The 16,497-nt window shown below is 41.0% G+C and carries 20 protein-coding genes; 8 read left to right on the plus strand and 12 right to left on the minus strand.

Annotation, left to right across the window (positions count from 1 at the left end):
* Nucleotides 1-10 precede the first annotated feature (10 nt).
* From ptsN to ABZP26_RS02205, 9 genes are all read right to left on the minus strand, one after another.
* Entirely contained in the window at nucleotides 11-463 is a 453-nt protein-coding gene (gene ptsN / locus ABZP26_RS02165) for a PTS IIA-like nitrogen regulatory protein PtsN (RefSeq protein WP_013463980.1), read from the minus strand.
* A 4-nt stretch (nucleotides 464-467) separates the two neighbouring features.
* The gene (hpf, locus tag ABZP26_RS02170; protein WP_010390562.1) at nucleotides 468-755 is read right to left on the minus strand and encodes a ribosome hibernation promoting factor; all 288 of its coding nucleotides are present in this window, start codon (nucleotides 753-755) and stop codon (nucleotides 468-470) included.
* Nucleotides 756-781: 26 nt separating this feature from the next.
* A complete protein-coding gene (locus ABZP26_RS02175) occupies nucleotides 782-2,281 on the minus strand; it encodes an RNA polymerase factor sigma-54 (RefSeq protein ID WP_024601344.1) in 1,500 nt (499 codons plus the stop codon).
* Nucleotides 2,282-2,615: 334 nt separating this feature from the next.
* Nucleotides 2,616-3,341, minus strand: a complete 726-nt coding sequence (gene lptB / locus ABZP26_RS02180) for an LPS export ABC transporter ATP-binding protein (protein WP_013463982.1) — start codon at nucleotides 3,339-3,341, stop codon at nucleotides 2,616-2,618.
* Nucleotides 3,338-3,877, minus strand: a complete 540-nt coding sequence (gene lptA, locus ABZP26_RS02185) for a lipopolysaccharide transport periplasmic protein LptA (protein WP_016900279.1) — start codon at nucleotides 3,875-3,877, stop codon at nucleotides 3,338-3,340. Before lptA ends, lptB begins: the two co-directional genes overlap by 4 nt.
* Nucleotides 3,867-4,421: an LPS export ABC transporter periplasmic protein LptC gene (gene lptC / locus ABZP26_RS02190; protein ID WP_024601343.1), complete on the minus strand. Its 555-nt coding sequence runs from the start codon at nucleotides 4,419-4,421 to the stop codon at nucleotides 3,867-3,869. The genes lptA and lptC overlap by 11 nt, the downstream gene beginning before the upstream one ends.
* The gene (gene kdsC / locus ABZP26_RS02195; RefSeq protein ID WP_013463985.1) at nucleotides 4,418-4,969 is read right to left on the minus strand and encodes a 3-deoxy-manno-octulosonate-8-phosphatase KdsC; all 552 of its coding nucleotides are present in this window, start codon (nucleotides 4,967-4,969) and stop codon (nucleotides 4,418-4,420) included. Before kdsC ends, lptC begins: the two co-directional genes overlap by 4 nt.
* Nucleotides 4,970-5,941 carry a KpsF/GutQ family sugar-phosphate isomerase gene (locus tag ABZP26_RS02200; protein ID WP_016900276.1) on the minus strand — a complete coding sequence of 324 codons (972 nt, stop codon included), beginning with the start codon at nucleotides 5,939-5,941 and terminating at the stop codon, nucleotides 4,970-4,972.
* Nucleotides 5,942-5,944: 3 nt separating this feature from the next.
* Complete coding sequence (locus ABZP26_RS02205; RefSeq protein WP_013463987.1) at nucleotides 5,945-6,913, minus strand: calcium/sodium antiporter; 969 nt, start codon at nucleotides 6,911-6,913, stop codon at nucleotides 5,945-5,947.
* 266 nt (nucleotides 6,914-7,179) lie between these two features.
* On the opposite strand from ABZP26_RS02205, the gene ABZP26_RS02210 reads away from it, so the two are divergent.
* The 7 genes from ABZP26_RS02210 to murA are packed head-to-tail and all read left to right on the plus strand — an operon-like array spanning nucleotide 7,180 to nucleotide 11,846.
* Complete coding sequence (locus ABZP26_RS02210; protein WP_013463988.1) at nucleotides 7,180-7,995, plus strand: ATP-binding cassette domain-containing protein; 816 nt, start codon at nucleotides 7,180-7,182, stop codon at nucleotides 7,993-7,995.
* Complete coding sequence (mlaE, locus tag ABZP26_RS02215) at nucleotides 7,995-8,774, plus strand: lipid asymmetry maintenance ABC transporter permease subunit MlaE (RefSeq protein WP_013463989.1); 780 nt, start codon at nucleotides 7,995-7,997, stop codon at nucleotides 8,772-8,774. Before ABZP26_RS02210 ends, mlaE begins: the two co-directional genes overlap by 1 nt.
* A 14-nt stretch (nucleotides 8,775-8,788) precedes the next feature.
* Nucleotides 8,789-9,337 carry an outer membrane lipid asymmetry maintenance protein MlaD gene (gene mlaD / locus ABZP26_RS02220; protein ID WP_013463990.1) on the plus strand — a complete coding sequence of 183 codons (549 nt, stop codon included), beginning with the start codon at nucleotides 8,789-8,791 and terminating at the stop codon, nucleotides 9,335-9,337.
* Nucleotides 9,338-9,342: 5 nt separating this feature from the next.
* A complete protein-coding gene (locus tag ABZP26_RS02225) occupies nucleotides 9,343-10,023 on the plus strand; it encodes a phospholipid-binding protein MlaC (protein WP_013463991.1) in 681 nt (226 codons plus the stop codon).
* Nucleotides 10,016-10,309, plus strand: a complete 294-nt coding sequence (locus tag ABZP26_RS02230; RefSeq protein ID WP_368485320.1) for a lipid asymmetry maintenance protein MlaB — start codon at nucleotides 10,016-10,018, stop codon at nucleotides 10,307-10,309. Before ABZP26_RS02225 ends, ABZP26_RS02230 begins: the two co-directional genes overlap by 8 nt.
* A gap of 5 nt (nucleotides 10,310-10,314) precedes the next feature.
* The gene (locus tag ABZP26_RS02235) at nucleotides 10,315-10,572 is read left to right on the plus strand and encodes a BolA family protein (protein ID WP_007378312.1); all 258 of its coding nucleotides are present in this window, start codon (nucleotides 10,315-10,317) and stop codon (nucleotides 10,570-10,572) included.
* Nucleotides 10,573-10,586: 14 nt separating this feature from the next.
* Nucleotides 10,587-11,846 (plus strand): UDP-N-acetylglucosamine 1-carboxyvinyltransferase, encoded by a 1,260-nt coding sequence (gene murA, locus ABZP26_RS02240; protein WP_036955851.1) that lies wholly within the window; start codon nucleotides 10,587-10,589, stop codon nucleotides 11,844-11,846.
* Nucleotides 11,847-12,121: 275 nt separating this feature from the next.
* Here murA and ABZP26_RS02245 read toward each other — a convergent pair whose 3' ends face one another.
* The 3 genes from ABZP26_RS02245 to ABZP26_RS02255 all read right to left on the minus strand — a co-directional run bounded on the left by ABZP26_RS02245 (nucleotide 12,122) and on the right by ABZP26_RS02255 (nucleotide 15,201).
* Entirely contained in the window at nucleotides 12,122-13,204 is a 1,083-nt protein-coding gene (locus ABZP26_RS02245) for a trypsin-like peptidase domain-containing protein (protein ID WP_013463993.1), read from the minus strand.
* 87 nt (nucleotides 13,205-13,291) lie between these two features.
* Nucleotides 13,292-14,644: a Do family serine endopeptidase gene (locus tag ABZP26_RS02250; RefSeq protein WP_058154121.1), complete on the minus strand. Its 1,353-nt coding sequence runs from the start codon at nucleotides 14,642-14,644 to the stop codon at nucleotides 13,292-13,294.
* A gap of 122 nt (nucleotides 14,645-14,766) precedes the next feature.
* Nucleotides 14,767-15,201 (minus strand): YhcB family protein, encoded by a 435-nt coding sequence (locus ABZP26_RS02255; RefSeq protein WP_008115546.1) that lies wholly within the window; start codon nucleotides 15,199-15,201, stop codon nucleotides 14,767-14,769.
* A 133-nt stretch (nucleotides 15,202-15,334) separates the two neighbouring features.
* Between ABZP26_RS02255 and zapE the strand changes: the two genes are divergently transcribed.
* A complete protein-coding gene (gene zapE, locus ABZP26_RS02260; RefSeq protein ID WP_013463994.1) occupies nucleotides 15,335-16,423 on the plus strand; it encodes a cell division protein ZapE in 1,089 nt (362 codons plus the stop codon).
* The last annotated feature ends 74 nt before the right edge of the window (nucleotides 16,424-16,497 follow it).

Consider the following 16,497-nt stretch of genomic DNA (forward strand, 5'->3'; position numbering starts at 1 on the left):
TTCTTTGTTACTACGATTGACTGACGATAACCTGATATAGTTCGCTATCCGATTTGGCGGCGCGTAACTGTTTACAAAATTCTTTATCATTGAGCTTATCAGCAATCGTGGCTAGCGTCTTCAAATGCTGCTGATTATCGCCATCGGGAACAATTAACGCGACAAAAATGTCAACCGGTCGGTTATCAATCGCATCAAAATTAATAGCTGTTTCGCTCACTAAAATCAAAGCAAGGGGCTCTTGAGCACCACTCATGCGACCATGTGGAATAGCAATGCCTCGGCCAATGCCTGTACTTCCAAGCTTTTCTCTTGCAGTTAATGCATTAAGAATATCTTGTTGTGTTAAATAGGGCAGCTTATTGTGAGCCAATTCACTGATAAATTCTAAAATTCTTTTTTTACTATTAAAAAGGACCGCAGCTTTACTGCAGTCCTGACAGATAAGTGAGCTTAGTTTCATAGTGTTAGTGTCGAGCAAGTTTCTCTTTGTGTTTAATTACTTGACGATCTAGCTTGTCAATGAGCGAGTCTATAGCGGCATACATATCTTGATGCTCAGTAGAGGCAAAAATCTCAGCGCCACTAACATGAACGGTTGCTTCAGCTTTTTGGTTTAGTTTTTCTACATCGAGAATAACGTGCACATTCGTTATGTGATCAGTGTGCCTCTGTAACTTCGAAAATTTACTATTTACGTAGTCTCTAAGCGAGTCGGTAATATCTACATGGCGACCAGTTAAATTCAGTTGCATAAACATTTTCCTCTTTGTTGTACGCCTTAAATCAAACTTTTACGTTGATTAGACGGGGGAATAGCTAGAGATTCGCGATATTTTGCAATGGTTCTCCTCGCTACTTTAATTCCTTGCTCTGCCAATATATCTGCAATTTTACTATCACTCAATGGTTTAGCTGAGTTTTCTGCAGCGATTAATTTTTTAATTAATGCACGTATTGCTGTTGATGAACATTCGCCACCATTTTCAGTACTTACATGGCTTGAAAAGAAATATTTAAGCTCAAAAATGCCACGTGGTGTATGCATGTATTTTTGCGTAGTAACACGCGATATAGTCGACTCATGCATTTCCACCATTTCAGCCACATCGTTAAGCACCATAGGCTTCATAGCCTCAGGACCGTGTTCAAAAAAGGCCTGTTGCTGCTGCACAATACAGTTGGTTACTTTAAGTAGCGTGTCATTTCTACTTTCTAAGCTTTTTATAAACCATTTAGCCTCTTGTAAGTGCGAGCGAATAAATTGGCTATCACCACTTGATTTAACCGTACGCGACATAGCTGCATATTGGCTATTTACTCTGATCTTAGGCATGCTATCTGGGTTTAATTCAACTACCCAACGACCTTTAACTTTTTTAACCGACACATCAGGAATAACGTATTCAGACTCTTCTCTGACAATAGTGTCTGCCGGTTTTGGGCTGAGCGTATGAATCAACGTCATGATTTCTTTTAGCTCATCTTCTTTAAGCTTTGTTTTTTTCATTAACGTGCGATAGTCACGTGCAGCAAGTAAATCAATATGATCGGTTAAGATCATTTTTGTTTCGTTTAAAAAAGGTGTGTCTTTATCAAATTGATTTAGCTGAATACACAAGCACTCTTGTAAACTACGCGCGGCTATTCCCACTGGATCAAATAGTTGAATACGCTTTAGTACCGCTTCTATTTCGTCAAGTTCAACTTCATCTTCGCCGTCGTTTTCTTGGTTAAAGCTTTCTAATATTTCTTCACAGCTAAGGGTTAGAATCCCTGAATCGTCCACAGCTTCTACAATTGCAATAGCTATCGCTTCATCGGTAGGACTAAACGGCGTCAGTTGAAGTTGCCACATTAAATACTCATGCAGCGTTTCAGTCGAAGAGCCTTGATAAATAGATTCATCTTCTGGCATTGGGCCCGATGAAGAGGCAGGCGCAGCGCTCATATATTCATCCCAAGTAACATCCATAGCCATATCATCGCTAATGGTGTCTTTGGTCATTGCTTCGCCGCTATCTTGCTCATACTCGCTAGGTTTATCGTCAGCTGAGGCACTTAGCGTTAAGTCATCGTTATCGGCTTTTTGTTCGTTTTTACCTGCAGTGTCTTCGCTGTAATCGTGTTCTTCAACTTCAAGCAAGGGGTTGCTATCGAGCGCTTCTTGAATTTCTTGCTGGAGATCCAATGTACTGAGTTGCAATAAGCGAATTGCTTGTTGCAACTGTGGAGTCATTGTAAGTTGCTGGCCCATGCGCAGCTGTAATGATTGCCTCATGTATCTCTAACAATCCTTTTAAATTACGGTCTGTTGACCTTTACGGATTAAAATTTGTTCAAACTAGGGGCGGTTTAATTGCGGCGCGAGGTTTGTAACCTAGTGGGCTAAGTCAAAACCGAGCAACAAAGAGTAAATCGTCCCTAGGCAGAACCCGAAGGGCAGCGCCTGTTTGGCATTGATGCTGCGTTATCGCCTATTTATGGGGAATACCACACCACATAGGCTCTGCCTTGCCTAAATACCAAACAGACTGCTGCAAATTCAACCTTGAAAGGTCAACAGACCTAAGTATAATTAATCTTAGCAGATGCTTAGTGTAATAACACACATATTAGAGCTTGAACTGCTCGCCTAAATAAACATCGCGTACTGTTTTATCGTTTAATACATATTCTGGAGTGCCTGATGCAATTAACTCCCCATGAGAAACTATGTAGGCTTTTTCACAAACATCAAGAGTTTCGCGTACGTTGTGATCTGTGATAAGTACGCCAATTCCTCGGTTTTTAAGATGCTCTATAATCTTTTTAATATCTAATACTGAGATAGGATCAACCCCCGCAAAGGGTTCGTCTAAAAGGATAAATTTAGGGTTTGCTGCTAACGCGCGAGCAATTTCAACGCGGCGACGTTCACCACCTGATAAAGCCATACCTTGACTATCGCGGATATGCTGAATGCTAAATTCATCAAGTAAATTATTTAAGGTATCTTCGCGTTGTTGTTTATTTAATTCTTTACGTGTTTCTAAGATAGCCATTAAGTTTTGATAAACAGTCAGCTTTCTAAAAATAGACGACTCTTGCGGTAAATAACCAATCCCTAAACGCGCTCGGCTGTGCATCGGTAATAAAGTAATATCTTTATCATCAATTGATATTTTGCCTTTATCGCTAGGCACAAGGCCTACAATCATATAAAAAGTGGTGGTTTTACCTGCACCATTAGGGCCAAGTAACCCCACAATACTGCCAGCTTCAACCTCTAGGCCAACGTTTTTTACAACTTCACGACCTTTGTAGCTTTTAGCTAATAGCTCTGCTTTTAATGTGCTCATGGTTGGCCTTTATCATCTTCTTTTTTATTTTCAACAGGGACTAAAATAGTGTGTACACGGTCTGTTGAGTTTTCGTCTTTTTCTGCGCTAATTAACTGCTGCTCGATATCGTAAGTGATACTTTTAGCTGTTATTTTTTGACCTGCTTGAGCAATGCTTGCATCGCCGATTAAGGTTAAAAAACGCAGCGACACATCGTAACGCACTTCATTAGCACTGGCGCTCATTATGGTGCCATCAGCTTGTGTTTCTTCAAAATATGCAGGGCTGCCTGTGGCAATTAATAACTGTTTGTTATCGCCTAGGTCATCGCGTTTATGCACTTCTAAACGGTCAGCTGTGATACGGCGATTACCATGAATAATTTCAACATTTTTCTCAAAAATGCCTACGTTTTCTTTTAATTGACCTTCTTGCTTATCTGCACTAATTGAAATTTGATTTGCAGCGGGGGCTTCAGCAGGTTCAGCGCCATTACTGTTAAAAGCAATTAATAGTGAGGGAACAATTAAAATTTTAAATAGGTTATTGGTCATAATATAGGGTTCGCGTATGGTTAATAAGTTTAATCACCTCGGTTTTTAAATCGGCCTCAAGGCCTTTACCTGTGATTTTTAAATTAGGTCCTGTAATAACGACAGGCTGCTGTGATTGCATGGTTAATAGTTTTATATCAACATTGATGGTCTGGGCGGTGATCGTATCGATCATGGCGTTATCTACTAAATTTTGAGCGGTTACATTACCCTCTAACACCAGTTGACGGTCGTCGTAGAGTGTGGCTTCATCGGCGTTAATACGCCATGTTTGCTGCTCGTTGTATAAAGTGAATATAGGCTTTTCAAAAAAGGTAAAACCGAGTTGTTGATACAACTCCATTTTTACCGCAGTTACCTTATGGCTCACTTTACCTTGTTCATTATAAGCCGTTTGTTTTAGCTCAATAGCGGTATAATCAGGCTTAGCAATAACTTGTGTTTCTTCGCTTGCAGTTATATCAACCTTAGTAAAATAAGGATACCAGAGCCAAACCATACAGCTTATGAATAAAACGCTCAGTATAATGCGCGCTACATTCATGAACTCGTTCCTTGGCTAGTTAGTGGCTTGTTATTTTCGAGCATAAGTAAGTCTGTCAGCTCTCTTACCGCACCAAAACCGCCGGGCAGTTGGGTTACATAATGTGATAAACGTTTAATAAGTGGATGAGCATCGTTTACGGCTACCGCAAAACCGACTTGCTCCATTACTGGCATGTCTGGGCCATCATCACCTATATAAGCAATTTGCTCATCGCTAAGCGCTAATTTTTGTTTTAATTCTTGATAGGCTATGAGTTTGTCTTCTTGGCCTTGATATATATGTTGTACGGTTAAACTGCTCATACGTTGCTGCACTATATGAGAATGGCGCCCGGTGATCACGGCGACTTCAAAACCGCTGTTAATCAGGGCTTTGATACCAAATCCGTCTTTGGTGTTAAATGCTTTGAGTTCTTCACCTTGGTTTCCAAGGTAAATACGGCCATCAGAAAATACACCATCAATATCACAAATTAATAGCTTTACTTTTTTTGCGCGCGCCTTTGCATCATCACTTAGCGGTTGATAGAGATCTTCAAATTGCATTTATAGCACTCCCGCTTTAAGTAAGTCTTGCATATTTAGTGCGCCAATCGGTTGATTATGCTCATTAATTACAATTAAGCCATTAATACGTTTTTGTTCCATAATATTTAACGCTTCAGCCGCGAGCATCTCTTGGGTGGCTGTAGTACACGACTTGGTCATCACAACATTAATTTCAGTGCTATGAATGTCAATACGTTGCTCTAAAATACGGCGTAAATCGCCATCGGTAAACAGGCCTGATAATTGCTGGTCACTATCAACAATAGCGGTCATGCCGAGTCCTTTGGCCGACATTTCAATCAAGGCATCTTTAATCGTTTGCGTCTCGTTTATGATAGGCGTATCAGCACCACTGTGCATAACATCTTTAAGAGTTAAGAGTAATCGCTTGCCTAAGCTACCACCAGGGTGCGATAGTGCAAAATCATCAGCAGTAAAGCCGCGTGCTTCTAATAATGCCACCGCCATGGCATCACCCATAGCGAGTGTGGCAGTGGTACTTGCAGTAGGTGCTAAGCCCAATGAGCAGGCTTCTTGTTCAACTTTAATACACACATGCACATTTGCCAATGTTGCCATGGTTGAGCCTTGGTTGCCTGTCATGGCAATCATTTTGGCACCAATGCGCTTTAATACTGGAATAATATTAAGTACTTCGCTGGTTTCACCAGAGTTTGAAATGAGGATAACCACGTCATTTGCTGTGATCATTCCTAAATCACCATGGCTTGCTTCACCCGGGTGAACAAAAAATGCGGGGCTGCCGGTACTGGCAAGAGTGGCGGCTATTTTGTTACCAATATGGCCTGATTTACCCATGCCAATAACAATAATACGACCTGAGCAGTCATACATTAATTGACAGGCTTGGTTAAAGCTTTCATTAACGTATTGTGTAATATCGCTGAGTGCTTGGCGTTCAATCTCTAGAACACGTAACCCTTGTTGAATAAAGTTTAGCGTTGCCATGGGCTATCCTACTTGACTAAAAATATAACCTTGGTAAATCATAAATGCGACGATGAGCAAGCCACCTTCTATTCTATTGATACGTCTTTGACCTCTAAAGTTCAATGACATAGCAATTAGCGCCAAGGTTGCGCCAATCATAATAATAACATCACGGTTAGCAACCGAAGTATCGATAACCGATGGATTAATTAATCCTGCCAGCGGTAATACCGCTAAAATATTAAAAATATTCGAACCAACTATGTTACCCAGCGCTAAGTCATCTTCATTTTTAAGTACACCTGCAATTGAAGCTGCAAGTTCAGGTAAGCTGGTGCCTATAGCAATAATGGTCAAACCAATCACTAAGTCACTTAAGCCAAAATATTTTGCGATATCAACGGCTGAGCCAACTAAAAAGTGTGAACTAACCGGCAGTAAAATCATACCCACTACCAGCCAAAAAACAGCTTTTTTGGTTGGTACGTTGTCAGGTACTTCGTCACAGGCTTCGCTCACAAACGGATCGTCTTGGTTTTTAGCTCGCAGTGAGACAAAAATAAGTCCGCCAATAAAAACAACAAAGCCAGATAATAAGGCTGCACCTTCAAAAAATGAAAAATAGTTATCTGAAAAAATATACCAAGTTGCAATGGAGACCAGCAGTACCAGTGGAATTTCACGTTTTAACGTACTTGAAGATACTGATAAGGGTCTTAAAAGGGCGGTAATACCTAAAACTAATAAGATGTTAGTGATGTTTGAACCAACTGCATTACCCACGGCAGTATCGGTTTTATTTGCCAAAGCTGCTGAAGCCGATACCATCATTTCAGGCGCTGAAGAGCCCATAGCTACCACGGTTAAACCTACAATTAGCGTTGGCACGCCAAAGTTTTTAGCCAGTGCTGCTGCACCATAAACAAACCTGTCTGCACTCCATACGAGAGCCGCAAAACCAAGAATTAAAATGACAAACGAGGTAACCATTGTGATAAGCCAATTAATGTAAATTCAGATAGCGCGAATAGTAACAAAAGCCACCATAAAAGTATAAATAAAAGAATAAGGTGTAATACATTAGGCGGTTATTTTAAGTATTCTTTGGCGCTTTTTATATGAAATTTTAAGCCAAAGTTAAGGCTGCTTGAATCAATCTTATAACTGTTTTTGCGACACTATTACAAAATCTTACGAATTGTTTTTTCCATATTGGTTAAAAAACCCTTAAAATAGAAATATGAGAGAGTATTGTTATGGAGAGCGACTTGTCGCAATCAATAGTAGAAGTCAAGGATGTTACCTTTTCTAGAGGCGATAGGGTCATATATAAAAATATGAGCTTTGACGTACCTGAGGGTAAAATTACTGCCATTATGGGGCCAAGCGGAATTGGCAAAACCACGATGCTACGCCTAATAGGTGGCCAGCTTAAACCAGACTCCGGTGATATTTTATTTAAAAACGACAGCATTGTCGCTATGTCGCGCAAAGAACTCTACGCGGCACGTAAACGCATGAGTATGTTATTTCAAAGCGGTGCCTTATTTACTGATATGTCGGTGTTCGATAACATTGCATTCCCCATTCGAGAGCACACGCAACTCAGTGAAGATTTAATCCGTTTAGTGGTATTAATGAAATTACAAGCTGTTGGCTTACGTGGTGCTAAAGATTTAATGCCTTCAGAGTTATCTGGCGGTATGGCACGTCGTGCAGCTTTGGCTCGCTCTATAGCGCTTGATCCTGAACTTATTATGTATGATGAGCCTTTTGCAGGACAAGACCCTATTTCAATGGGGGTTTTAGTTAAGCTGATCAAATCTTTAAACGAAGTACTTGGCTTATCTTCTTTAATTGTCACGCACGATGTGACTGAAGTAATGAGTATTGCCGACCACGTTATTATTATTGCTGATCAAGGCGTTATTGGCAGTGGTACACCAGAGCAGATGCGAGAGCACGAATCACCACTTGTTCAACAGTTTTTAAAAGGGTTATCAGATGGTCCAGTGCCATTTCATTATCCAGCACAAACCTATGCAGATGAACTGTTAGGAGAGCAGCAGTAATGTTGGATTTACTACAAAAAATAGGCCACAAAACGCTGGGCCGATTTGCTGCACTGGGGCGTTCAACCCAAATGCTGGCAAGTGCGTTATGGCATGTACCCAATTTTAAAAAAGGCACACCTTTACTCGTGCGCCAACTTTACATGGTTGGTTCACAATCGCTGTTGATTATTGTTGTGTCGGGATTATTTATCGGCATGGTTCTAGCGCTGCAAGGTTATACCGTTTTAGTTGATTATGGCGCTGAAGACAGCCTAGGCCCTTTAGTGGCACTTAGCTTGTTACGTGAGCTTGGACCGGTAGTTACTGCGTTATTATTTGCAGGCAGGGCTGGTAGTGCGTTGACTGCTGAAATCGGCTTAATGAAAGCCACCGAGCAATTATCGTCGCTTGAGATGATGGCCATTGACCCGCTTAGACGAATTATAGCGCCGCGGTTTTGGGCTGGTTTGATTAGTATGCCAATGTTGGCACTTATTTTTTCTGCTGTAGCTATTATTGGTGCTCATTTAGTGGGGGTTGATTGGCTAGGCGTTGATACGGGAAGTTTCTGGTCAATTATGCAATCTCAGGTGTCGTTTGAAAAAGACATACTAAACGGTTTAATTAAAAGTATCGTATTTGCGATTGTTGTTACCTGGATTGCGCTTTACAAAGGGTATGACTGTGTTCCCACATCAGAGGGGATCAGCAAGGCAACAACAGAGACAGTGGTGCACTCATCACTAGCGGTATTAGGTTTTGACTTTATTTTGACAGCGGTAATGTTTACCAGCTAATAGGGTATTAAATAATGAATTCACGGAAATTAGAAATTTTAGTTGGTTTTTTTGTAGCATTGGGCATTTTGGCATTTTCAATGCTGGCGCTCAAAGTGGCTAATTCGGGTATTAGCGGCTCAGGTGAAACCTACACATTGAACGCCAAGTTTGAAAATATAGGATCATTAAAAACACGTGCACCCATTAAGGTGGGCGGCGTTGTTATTGGTCGTGTAGAGTCAATTTATGTGCATCCACAAGAGTTTTTACCAGTAGTAAATATGAGCATTGATGCGCAGTATTTGTGTCGTTTTTCAGACACTAGTTCTATCTCAATTTTAACCTCGGGTATTTTAGGTGAACAATATTTAGGAATTAACCCCGTTATCGCATCAGATTCAGCTAAACAGCGATGTTTAGGCGAAGATGTAGCGAACAGCGAACAAGATCAAGCCATTGACGATTTATTTGGTGTTCAAAGTAAAGCATTAGCCAACGGCGATTCTATTACAGATACCAAGTCAGCATTGGTACTAGAAGAATTAATAGGCCAGTTTTTATTCAACCAAGGTAGTGAGTAATTATTATGTTGAAAACATTTTTAGCAAGTATCGCATTAGTAACTGTCACGCTAGTACAAAGTGTACATGCCGGTGAAGTGAAATTGACTGATCCTAATAAAATGGTACGTCAGGTTGCTGATAATACCTTTGAGCGTATTACCAAAGACCAGCCGTTAATAACCACTAACAAAGAGCATTTACGGGTCATCGTTGAAGAAGAACTGATGCCCTACATTGACTACAAATATGCTGCACTGAGAGTGTTAGGTAGCGAAGTATCTAAGGTACGCGCCATTACCAACAAAGCAGAAAAAGCAAAAGCAATTGAAGATATTCAGCGTTTTATTGGCGCGTTTAGAGAGTACCTTGTTGCCACTTATGCTGGCGTTTTTACCCAGTATACTAATCAACAAGTTGAATTTGCTGCCGAGCAGCCTTTTAAAGGCAAAGATGTGGTGGTGGTAAAAACCAAAATTGTAGAAGCCGGTAAGCCTGATATTAAAATTGATTTTAAAGTACGTGAAGATAGAAGTGGCGAATGGCGCGCTTACGATATGATTGCTGAAGGCATTAGCTTACTTGATGCAAAACAAAGTGAGCTTCAGGGCATTTTACGCCAACAAGGTATTGACCACGTTAGCGACCTGTTAGAGCAAAAAAGTAAGTTACCGGTTCAGTTTAGAGGCAGTGACACAAATGACTAAATTGGCAATCAGCCAAGTCGATGAACAGCATCTACGAGTCAGTGGTGAATTGACTCATAATTCAATTGGCAATGAACGGCTTCTGAACACTAAGCGACAAACTGGGCATAAAACCCTTTATTTTGACCTAAGTGAGGTGACAAGGGTTGACACAGCCGGCTTAGCTTGGTTAATTCACTCTTTTACAGAATTTAAGCAACAAGGCATTCGCCTTGAATTGCAAAACCCACCTGAACAACTGCAAAACCTTATGCAGTTAGGCCAGGTTACAACCCTATTTGAGTGAGAGTTATGGAAACGAGTCAAGTCGAAACATTATTACGCGACGAACTTCAGTTAGCTGAAGTACATGTAAAAGCCAATGGCAGTCATTATGAAGTAATCGCTGTCGGTGAATGCTTTGACGGATTAAGTCGTGTTAAAAAGCAACAGCTAGTATATGGGCCATTAATGAACACTATTTCAGACGGTACCATTCATGCTGTTTCTATCCGCGCTTTTACTCCGACAGAGTGGAAACGTGAGCAAAAATTCATTTTACCGCAATAAATAAGGCCCCTTAGATGGATCAATTTGTAATTCAAGGTGGCACTTCACTGGCTGGTGAAGTAACTATTTCTGGCGCTAAAAACGCAGCTCTTCCGATTCTATTTGCAGCTTTATTAGCTGATGGCAAAAGTACTTTTACTAACGTACCACATCTTCGCGATATCATTACAACCGAAGCCTTATTAAAAACGTTAGGCGCTGATGTTCAGTGGCAGGGCGATTCACTCATTATTGATGGTGCAACGGTAAATAGCACGTTAGCGCCTTATGACTTAGTAAAGCAAATGCGTGCGTCAGTGCTTGCACTTGGCCCTTTAGTCGCTCGATTTGGTGAGGCACAAGTATCCTTACCTGGTGGCTGTGCTATTGGTGCGCGCCCGGTTGATATTCATATTCAAGGCTTAGAGCGTATGGGCGCTCAAATAACCGTTGAAAACGGTTATATTAATGCCAAAGTAGATGGTCGCTTAAAAGGCGCTGAAGTTTTCATGGAAATGATCAGCGTAGGTGCCACTGAAAACTTACTCATGGCGGCAACGCTCGCCGAGGGTAAAACAGTATTAGAAAATGCTGCGCGCGAGCCAGAAATTATCGATTTAGCCAATTGCTTAATTGCTATGGGTGCTAAAATCACTGGTGCGGGCTCAAGCCGTATTGAGATTGAAGGGGTTGAGCGTTTATCAGGTTGTGAACACCGCATATTACCGGATCGCATTGAAACGGGTACCTTTTTAGTGGCTGCAGCGATGGCTGGCGGTGAAGTTCTGTGTAAAATGACCGACTTCCATTCGTTAGAGCCAGTAATAGAAAAACTACGTGCAACCAATGCATTATTAGAAGTGCACGATGACAGTATTTACCTAGACATGCGAGGCCGAGAGCTTAAAGCGGTGAATATTAAAACTATGCCTCATCCTGGTTTTCCGACCGATATGCAAGCGCAGTTTACCGCATTAAATGTGGTGGCTAATGGTAGTGCGACGATTACCGAAACTATTTTTGAAAATCGTTTTATGCATGTGCCTGAGCTTCAACGTATGGGCGCTAATATTCGCTTAGAAGGCAATACGGCCTTTTGTGGTGAAACAAAAAGCTTATCGGGTGCGCAGGTTATGGCAACCGATTTACGCGCATCGGCAAGTCTTATTCTAACGGGGATTGTGGCTCAAGGCGAAACGGTTGTTGATCGTATTTATCATGTAGATAGAGGCTATCAGCGTATTGAAGATAAACTCAGTGCGCTAGGTGCTAACATCAAACGCAAAAGCAATTAGTTATACTAATACGTAACCTGAACTCTGGATAATAAATCTATCTCAAGCAGCTATTTTCAGCGCTAACTGCGTTGAATTTACTTGCAATAGGCTAGCTATTGACGCGTAATTTCGCCTTGTTTTCACTGGAAATCTCTGGCTAGAGAAAAATAAACATAAATATCATTTTTTGATTCAATACGTTAGTAAATCTCTTAACCAGAGTTCAGGTTACATAAAAAACGCGATGATCTATCGCGTTTTTTATGTCTAATGCCAAAGTATAAATAAGCGCTTTATAGCTTGGTTTCGAGCTCTGCTACTTTCACCATTATTTTTTGTATTTCACCGTTACGGTAAAGCTCAAATTCAATTTCTTTCCCCGGTTCGGTACTGCCTATTTTTTTCAATACATTTTGTGGATTAGCCACTGAAAGCCCAGCAATTTTAATCACAATATCTTGCTCTTCTATACCCGCCTGCCATGCAGGACCTAAAGGGTCTAGGTTGGTAATACGCATGCCTGCAACAGGCGTTAAGCTATCATTGACCTCTTTGCCTGTACTGTCTACCGCTGTGCCTTCAAAGCCCAAATAGCCGCGTACAACACGACCATGGCGTATAAGCTTACCCATTACCTCTTTTGCCAAGGTGTAAGGCACCGCAAAAAAGATCCCTTGTATATTTAAGTTTTCACGGGTTTTAAACTGGGCAGAGGTGATCCCTACTAAATCGCCATTAGAATTTACCAGTGCACCACCAGAGTTACCTACGTTAATAGCAGCGTCCATTTGCAGTAAGTTATTGTAAGGACTGTCGGTAATTTTTTGCTTACCGGTGGCGCTAATGATCCCCTGAGTAATGGTTTGCCCTAAGTTAAGTGGGTTTCCGATGGCTAATACTAAATCGCCTACACTCGAACTGTAGTTATCGTTAACGGGTATAACAGGCAGGTGATTGGCATTTATTTTTAATAATGCTAAGTCGGTAATAGTATCAAAGCCAATGAGTTGCACATCAAAAAAACGTCTGCCGTCAGTAAGAATAACTAGTATTTGATCGGCATTATTGATCACATGGTAATTAGTCAAAATATAACCGTCAGGTGACATGATCACCCCAGAACCAAGCTCTTGCACCGTATTTTGGCGTTTATAGCGTGGCTCTTTAGAAATGCTTTCTGAAAAAATGGTGACAACCGATGGCGCTGCGCGCTTAACTGCGTCAGAAAAGCTCAAATGACTTGCAGTCATTGCACTGGGTAGCGGTACGTTAGGTAGCAATGCAGTGCGCATGTTAGGGCTAAAAAAAACCACTAAAAAAGCAATGCCTAAACCGGCAAATAGAGGAGGAAGTACAAATTTTAGAAGTTTTAGCACGGTATTCTTATTGTTAGTGAGCAATCCCTTTATGATGGCACAAAAAAAATAACAGCGGCAAGTGCCGCTGTTACTTTTATTGTATTATTACTGAATTAATACAAAAATAGATTCACGTCCGCGTTTCACACCTAACACAATATTACCTTGAATATCTTCGATAATTTTGTTCATGTCGCGAATGCTTTCTACTCGTTGACGGTTTACTTGCACAATAACATCGCCTTCTTCAAGGCCAACCCGTGCTGATGGCGAACGAGGGTCTACAGAGGTCACCTCAATCCCTTTCATTTTGTTCTTCTTCACGTTTTCAAGCGTTGCACCTTGGAATGCTGGGTGTAACTCTTCGCCCGCAGCGGTAATGCCTGATGCACCATCTAGGGTTACTTCCACATTTTTAACTTTACCGTCACGGTAAATCCCCAACTGTACTTCACGACCCTCACCTAAGGTGGCAATTTTACTGCGTAGTTCATGGAAGCCACTAATTTCACTACCATTAATACTAATAATCACATCGCCTGCTTTAATACCGGCTTTGCTGGCTGCGGTGTCATCCATTACCTGCATAACATAAGCCCCTTGTTTAACATCAAGCTGCTGTGCTTTAGCAAGGCCTGCATCAAGAGGGCGGCCTGAAATACCTAACGAACCACGGCGTACTTCACCATGCTCTACAATTTGATCAATTAGGTTTTTCATCATATTTGACGGAATAGCAAAGCCAATCCCCACATTTCCGCCTGATGCACCTAAAATAGCGGTATTAATACCAATCAGCTCACCGTTTAAATTAACTAAAGCCCCACCTGAGTTACCTTGGTTTATCGCGGCATCGGTTTGAATGAAATCTTCGTAACCCTCAATATTTAAGCCACTGCGGCCTAATGCGCTAACAATACCTGAGGTAACCGTGTGGCTTAAACCAAAAGGGTTACCAATTGCGACGGCAAAATCACCGACACGTAAGTCATCTGAGTTAGCTAGCTTTACTGCGGTTAATTCATCTGCGTCTATTTGTAGTAGCGCAATATCAGACTCTTTATCGCTACCAATTTTTGTTGCTTCATATTCGCGGCCATCTTCAAGGGTGACCACCATTTTTTCAGCGTCTTGCACTACATGGTTGTTAGTAACGACATAACCTTTGTCAGCATCAATAATAACTCCTGAGCCTAAACCACTAAACTGGCGCTTTTGGCTACGTGGCTGCGGGTTGCCAAAAAAGAAATCGAGCGGGTCACCGCGTCGGCGAACCTCTTTAGAGCCTGAAACCTGAATACTCACTACACCTGGGGTAATTTGCTCAAGCATAGGGGCAAGTGTTGGTAATTGTTGACCATTAACGGCAACCGGCAATTTAGCAAACGAAGCGGCTGGACTTAGTAATAAGCTAGTAGATAAAATAGCAGCACTGATAAGTGATAATTTCATTTTCATAGTCAGGGTTTACTCCACTTAAAAAGCAAAAGGCTGCAATAAGCAGCCTCAAAAAAGTATATCAATAAGATAAAACAACAAAGCTGTTATATCTAAAGACTATGGGGTCAAAAAAAAGTTCATCAAGATGCTTTAGAAGTATTCACATCACCAGCAAATAATCCTGATTTACCCGACACATAATCAGCTGGTTGAGCATCGGCGTTTGAGCGATCCGAACTACGCTCTTTTAATGACGCTTGTAATTGCTCTGTGGTTTCTTTAGAGAAAAACGGTTCAGCAGGGGCTTTATTTCTGTCTTCAAGTAATAGTTGATTGGTTTCTTCAACATGGCTTAATAACTGGTCGTAGTTTTCTTTCATTTTGTTTACTAACTTACCAGTGTTCGCTAAATGGTCGGCAACATCTTGACGATACTGCTCAAGCGAATGCTTAGCTTGCTCTGCTTGTTGCTCTAACTCATCTTGTTTAAATTGTTTTTTAGTGACAAAGGCACCAACGAAAAATGCAGCAATAGCAACCACTATCACTAAACCTACCCATGTAAATGTACCCATAAATTCACCTCTATGCGAAAATAACTAAAAAAATTTAGTTCAATAATAATTCATACTAAGTCTAATATACCCTGAGTATTGATGCGTGTTAATATGCTTTACAAATTAAACTGTGTTTTAACTGTAAATAGATATGACTCCTTGGCAAACATACCAGCAAGACCTTCAACGCGATGACTTTGTACATGACGCAGCACAAGAAAATGCAGTTCGTCATTTACAGCGTTTATACGACGATTTAACACAAGCAAAACCACAATCTAAAGGCTTTTTTGCAAAGCTTTTTAATAAAGCTGAACCCGCACCTATAAAAGGATTGTACTTTTGGGGTGGCGTAGGCCGAGGTAAAACTTACCTAGTTGATACTTTTTACGAAGCTTTGCCGGGCGATAGAAAAATGCGAGTGCATTTTCACCGTTTTATGCACCGAGTACACGACGAGCTTAAAAAGTTAAACAACACAGCAAACCCATTAGAAACAGTTGCCGATATTTTTAAAGCAGAAACAGACATAATTTGTTTTGATGAGTTTTTTGTACAAGACATTACCGATGCCATGCTGCTCGGTGGTTTAATGGAAGCGCTATTTGCACGTGGTATTGTGTTAGTTGCAACCTCTAATATTATACCTGATGATTTATACCGTAATGGCTTACAACGCGCTCGTTTTTTACCGGCTATTGCCTTAGTGAATAAGCATACTGAAATAGTTAATGTAGATTCCGGTGTTGATTACCGGTTACGTACACTGGAACAAGCAGAAATTTTTCACAGCCCGCTTGATGATCAAGCTGATAAAAACCTATTTGAATACTTTGATAAGCTCTCCCCTGAGGCCGGTAAAGTAGACACCCCAATTGAAATAGAAGGGCGGATGATCAAAACCCGCAAGGTGTCTGATTGCATCGTTATGTTTGAATTTAGCGAACTGTGTGAAACCGCGCGTAGCCAAGTGGATTACATGGAAATAAGCCGATTATATAACACGGTGATTTTATCAAACGTAAAACAGCTTGGACAAAATAATGATGATGCAGCAAGGCGTTTTATTGCGTTGGTAGATGAGTTTTATGAGCGTAACGTTACCTTAATTATCTCTGCAGAAAAACCCATTACTGAGCTGTACACACAAGGCAATTTAAACTTTGAATTTAAACGCTGTATTAGTCGCCTGCAAGAAATGCAATCGTTAGAATATTTAGCCCGAGAGCATTTAGCTTAAAATACGAAGGTTAGCGGGCGACGGGCTACGAGCAACGGGCTACGGGCTACGAGTTGAAATTACCTAGCAGCGGG

This window comes from Pseudoalteromonas sp. SD03, from assembly GCF_040937955.1.
Classification (GTDB): Bacteria; Pseudomonadota; Gammaproteobacteria; order Enterobacterales; family Alteromonadaceae; genus Pseudoalteromonas; species Pseudoalteromonas tetraodonis.

Coding starts and splice junctions, on each gene's coding strand:
- lptC (WP_024601343.1), bottom strand. CDS start 4,421: ATGAATGTAGCGCGCATTATACTGAGCGTTTTATTCATAAGCTGTATG.
- ABZP26_RS02210 (WP_013463988.1), top strand. CDS start 7,180: ATGGAGAGCGACTTGTCGCAATCAATAGTAGAAGTCAAGGATGTTACC.
- lptB (WP_013463982.1), bottom strand. CDS start 3,341: ATGAGCACATTAAAAGCAGAGCTATTAGCTAAAAGCTACAAAGGTCGT.
- murA (WP_036955851.1), top strand. CDS start 10,587: ATGGATCAATTTGTAATTCAAGGTGGCACTTCACTGGCTGGTGAAGTA.
- ABZP26_RS02175 (WP_024601344.1), bottom strand. CDS start 2,281: ATGAGGCAATCATTACAGCTGCGCATGGGCCAGCAACTTACAATGACT.
- ABZP26_RS02205 (WP_013463987.1), bottom strand. CDS start 6,913: ATGGTTACCTCGTTTGTCATTTTAATTCTTGGTTTTGCGGCTCTCGTA.
- ABZP26_RS02225 (WP_013463991.1), top strand. CDS start 9,343: ATGTTGAAAACATTTTTAGCAAGTATCGCATTAGTAACTGTCACGCTA.
- ABZP26_RS02235 (WP_007378312.1), top strand. CDS start 10,315: ATGGAAACGAGTCAAGTCGAAACATTATTACGCGACGAACTTCAGTTA.
- kdsC (WP_013463985.1), bottom strand. CDS start 4,969: ATGCAATTTGAAGATCTCTATCAACCGCTAAGTGATGATGCAAAGGCG.
- mlaE (WP_013463989.1), top strand. CDS start 7,995: ATGTTGGATTTACTACAAAAAATAGGCCACAAAACGCTGGGCCGATTT.
- mlaD (WP_013463990.1), top strand. CDS start 8,789: ATGAATTCACGGAAATTAGAAATTTTAGTTGGTTTTTTTGTAGCATTG.
- ABZP26_RS02255 (WP_008115546.1), bottom strand. CDS start 15,201: ATGGGTACATTTACATGGGTAGGTTTAGTGATAGTGGTTGCTATTGCT.
- ABZP26_RS02250 (WP_058154121.1), bottom strand. CDS start 14,644: ATGAAAATGAAATTATCACTTATCAGTGCTGCTATTTTATCTACTAGC.
- ptsN (WP_013463980.1), bottom strand. CDS start 463: ATGAAACTAAGCTCACTTATCTGTCAGGACTGCAGTAAAGCTGCGGTC.
- lptA (WP_016900279.1), bottom strand. CDS start 3,877: ATGACCAATAACCTATTTAAAATTTTAATTGTTCCCTCACTATTAATT.
- ABZP26_RS02200 (WP_016900276.1), bottom strand. CDS start 5,941: ATGGCAACGCTAAACTTTATTCAACAAGGGTTACGTGTTCTAGAGATT.
- ABZP26_RS02230 (WP_368485320.1), top strand. CDS start 10,016: ATGACTAAATTGGCAATCAGCCAAGTCGATGAACAGCATCTACGAGTC.
- hpf (WP_010390562.1), bottom strand. CDS start 755: ATGCAACTGAATTTAACTGGTCGCCATGTAGATATTACCGACTCGCTT.
- zapE (WP_013463994.1), top strand. CDS start 15,335: ATGACTCCTTGGCAAACATACCAGCAAGACCTTCAACGCGATGACTTT.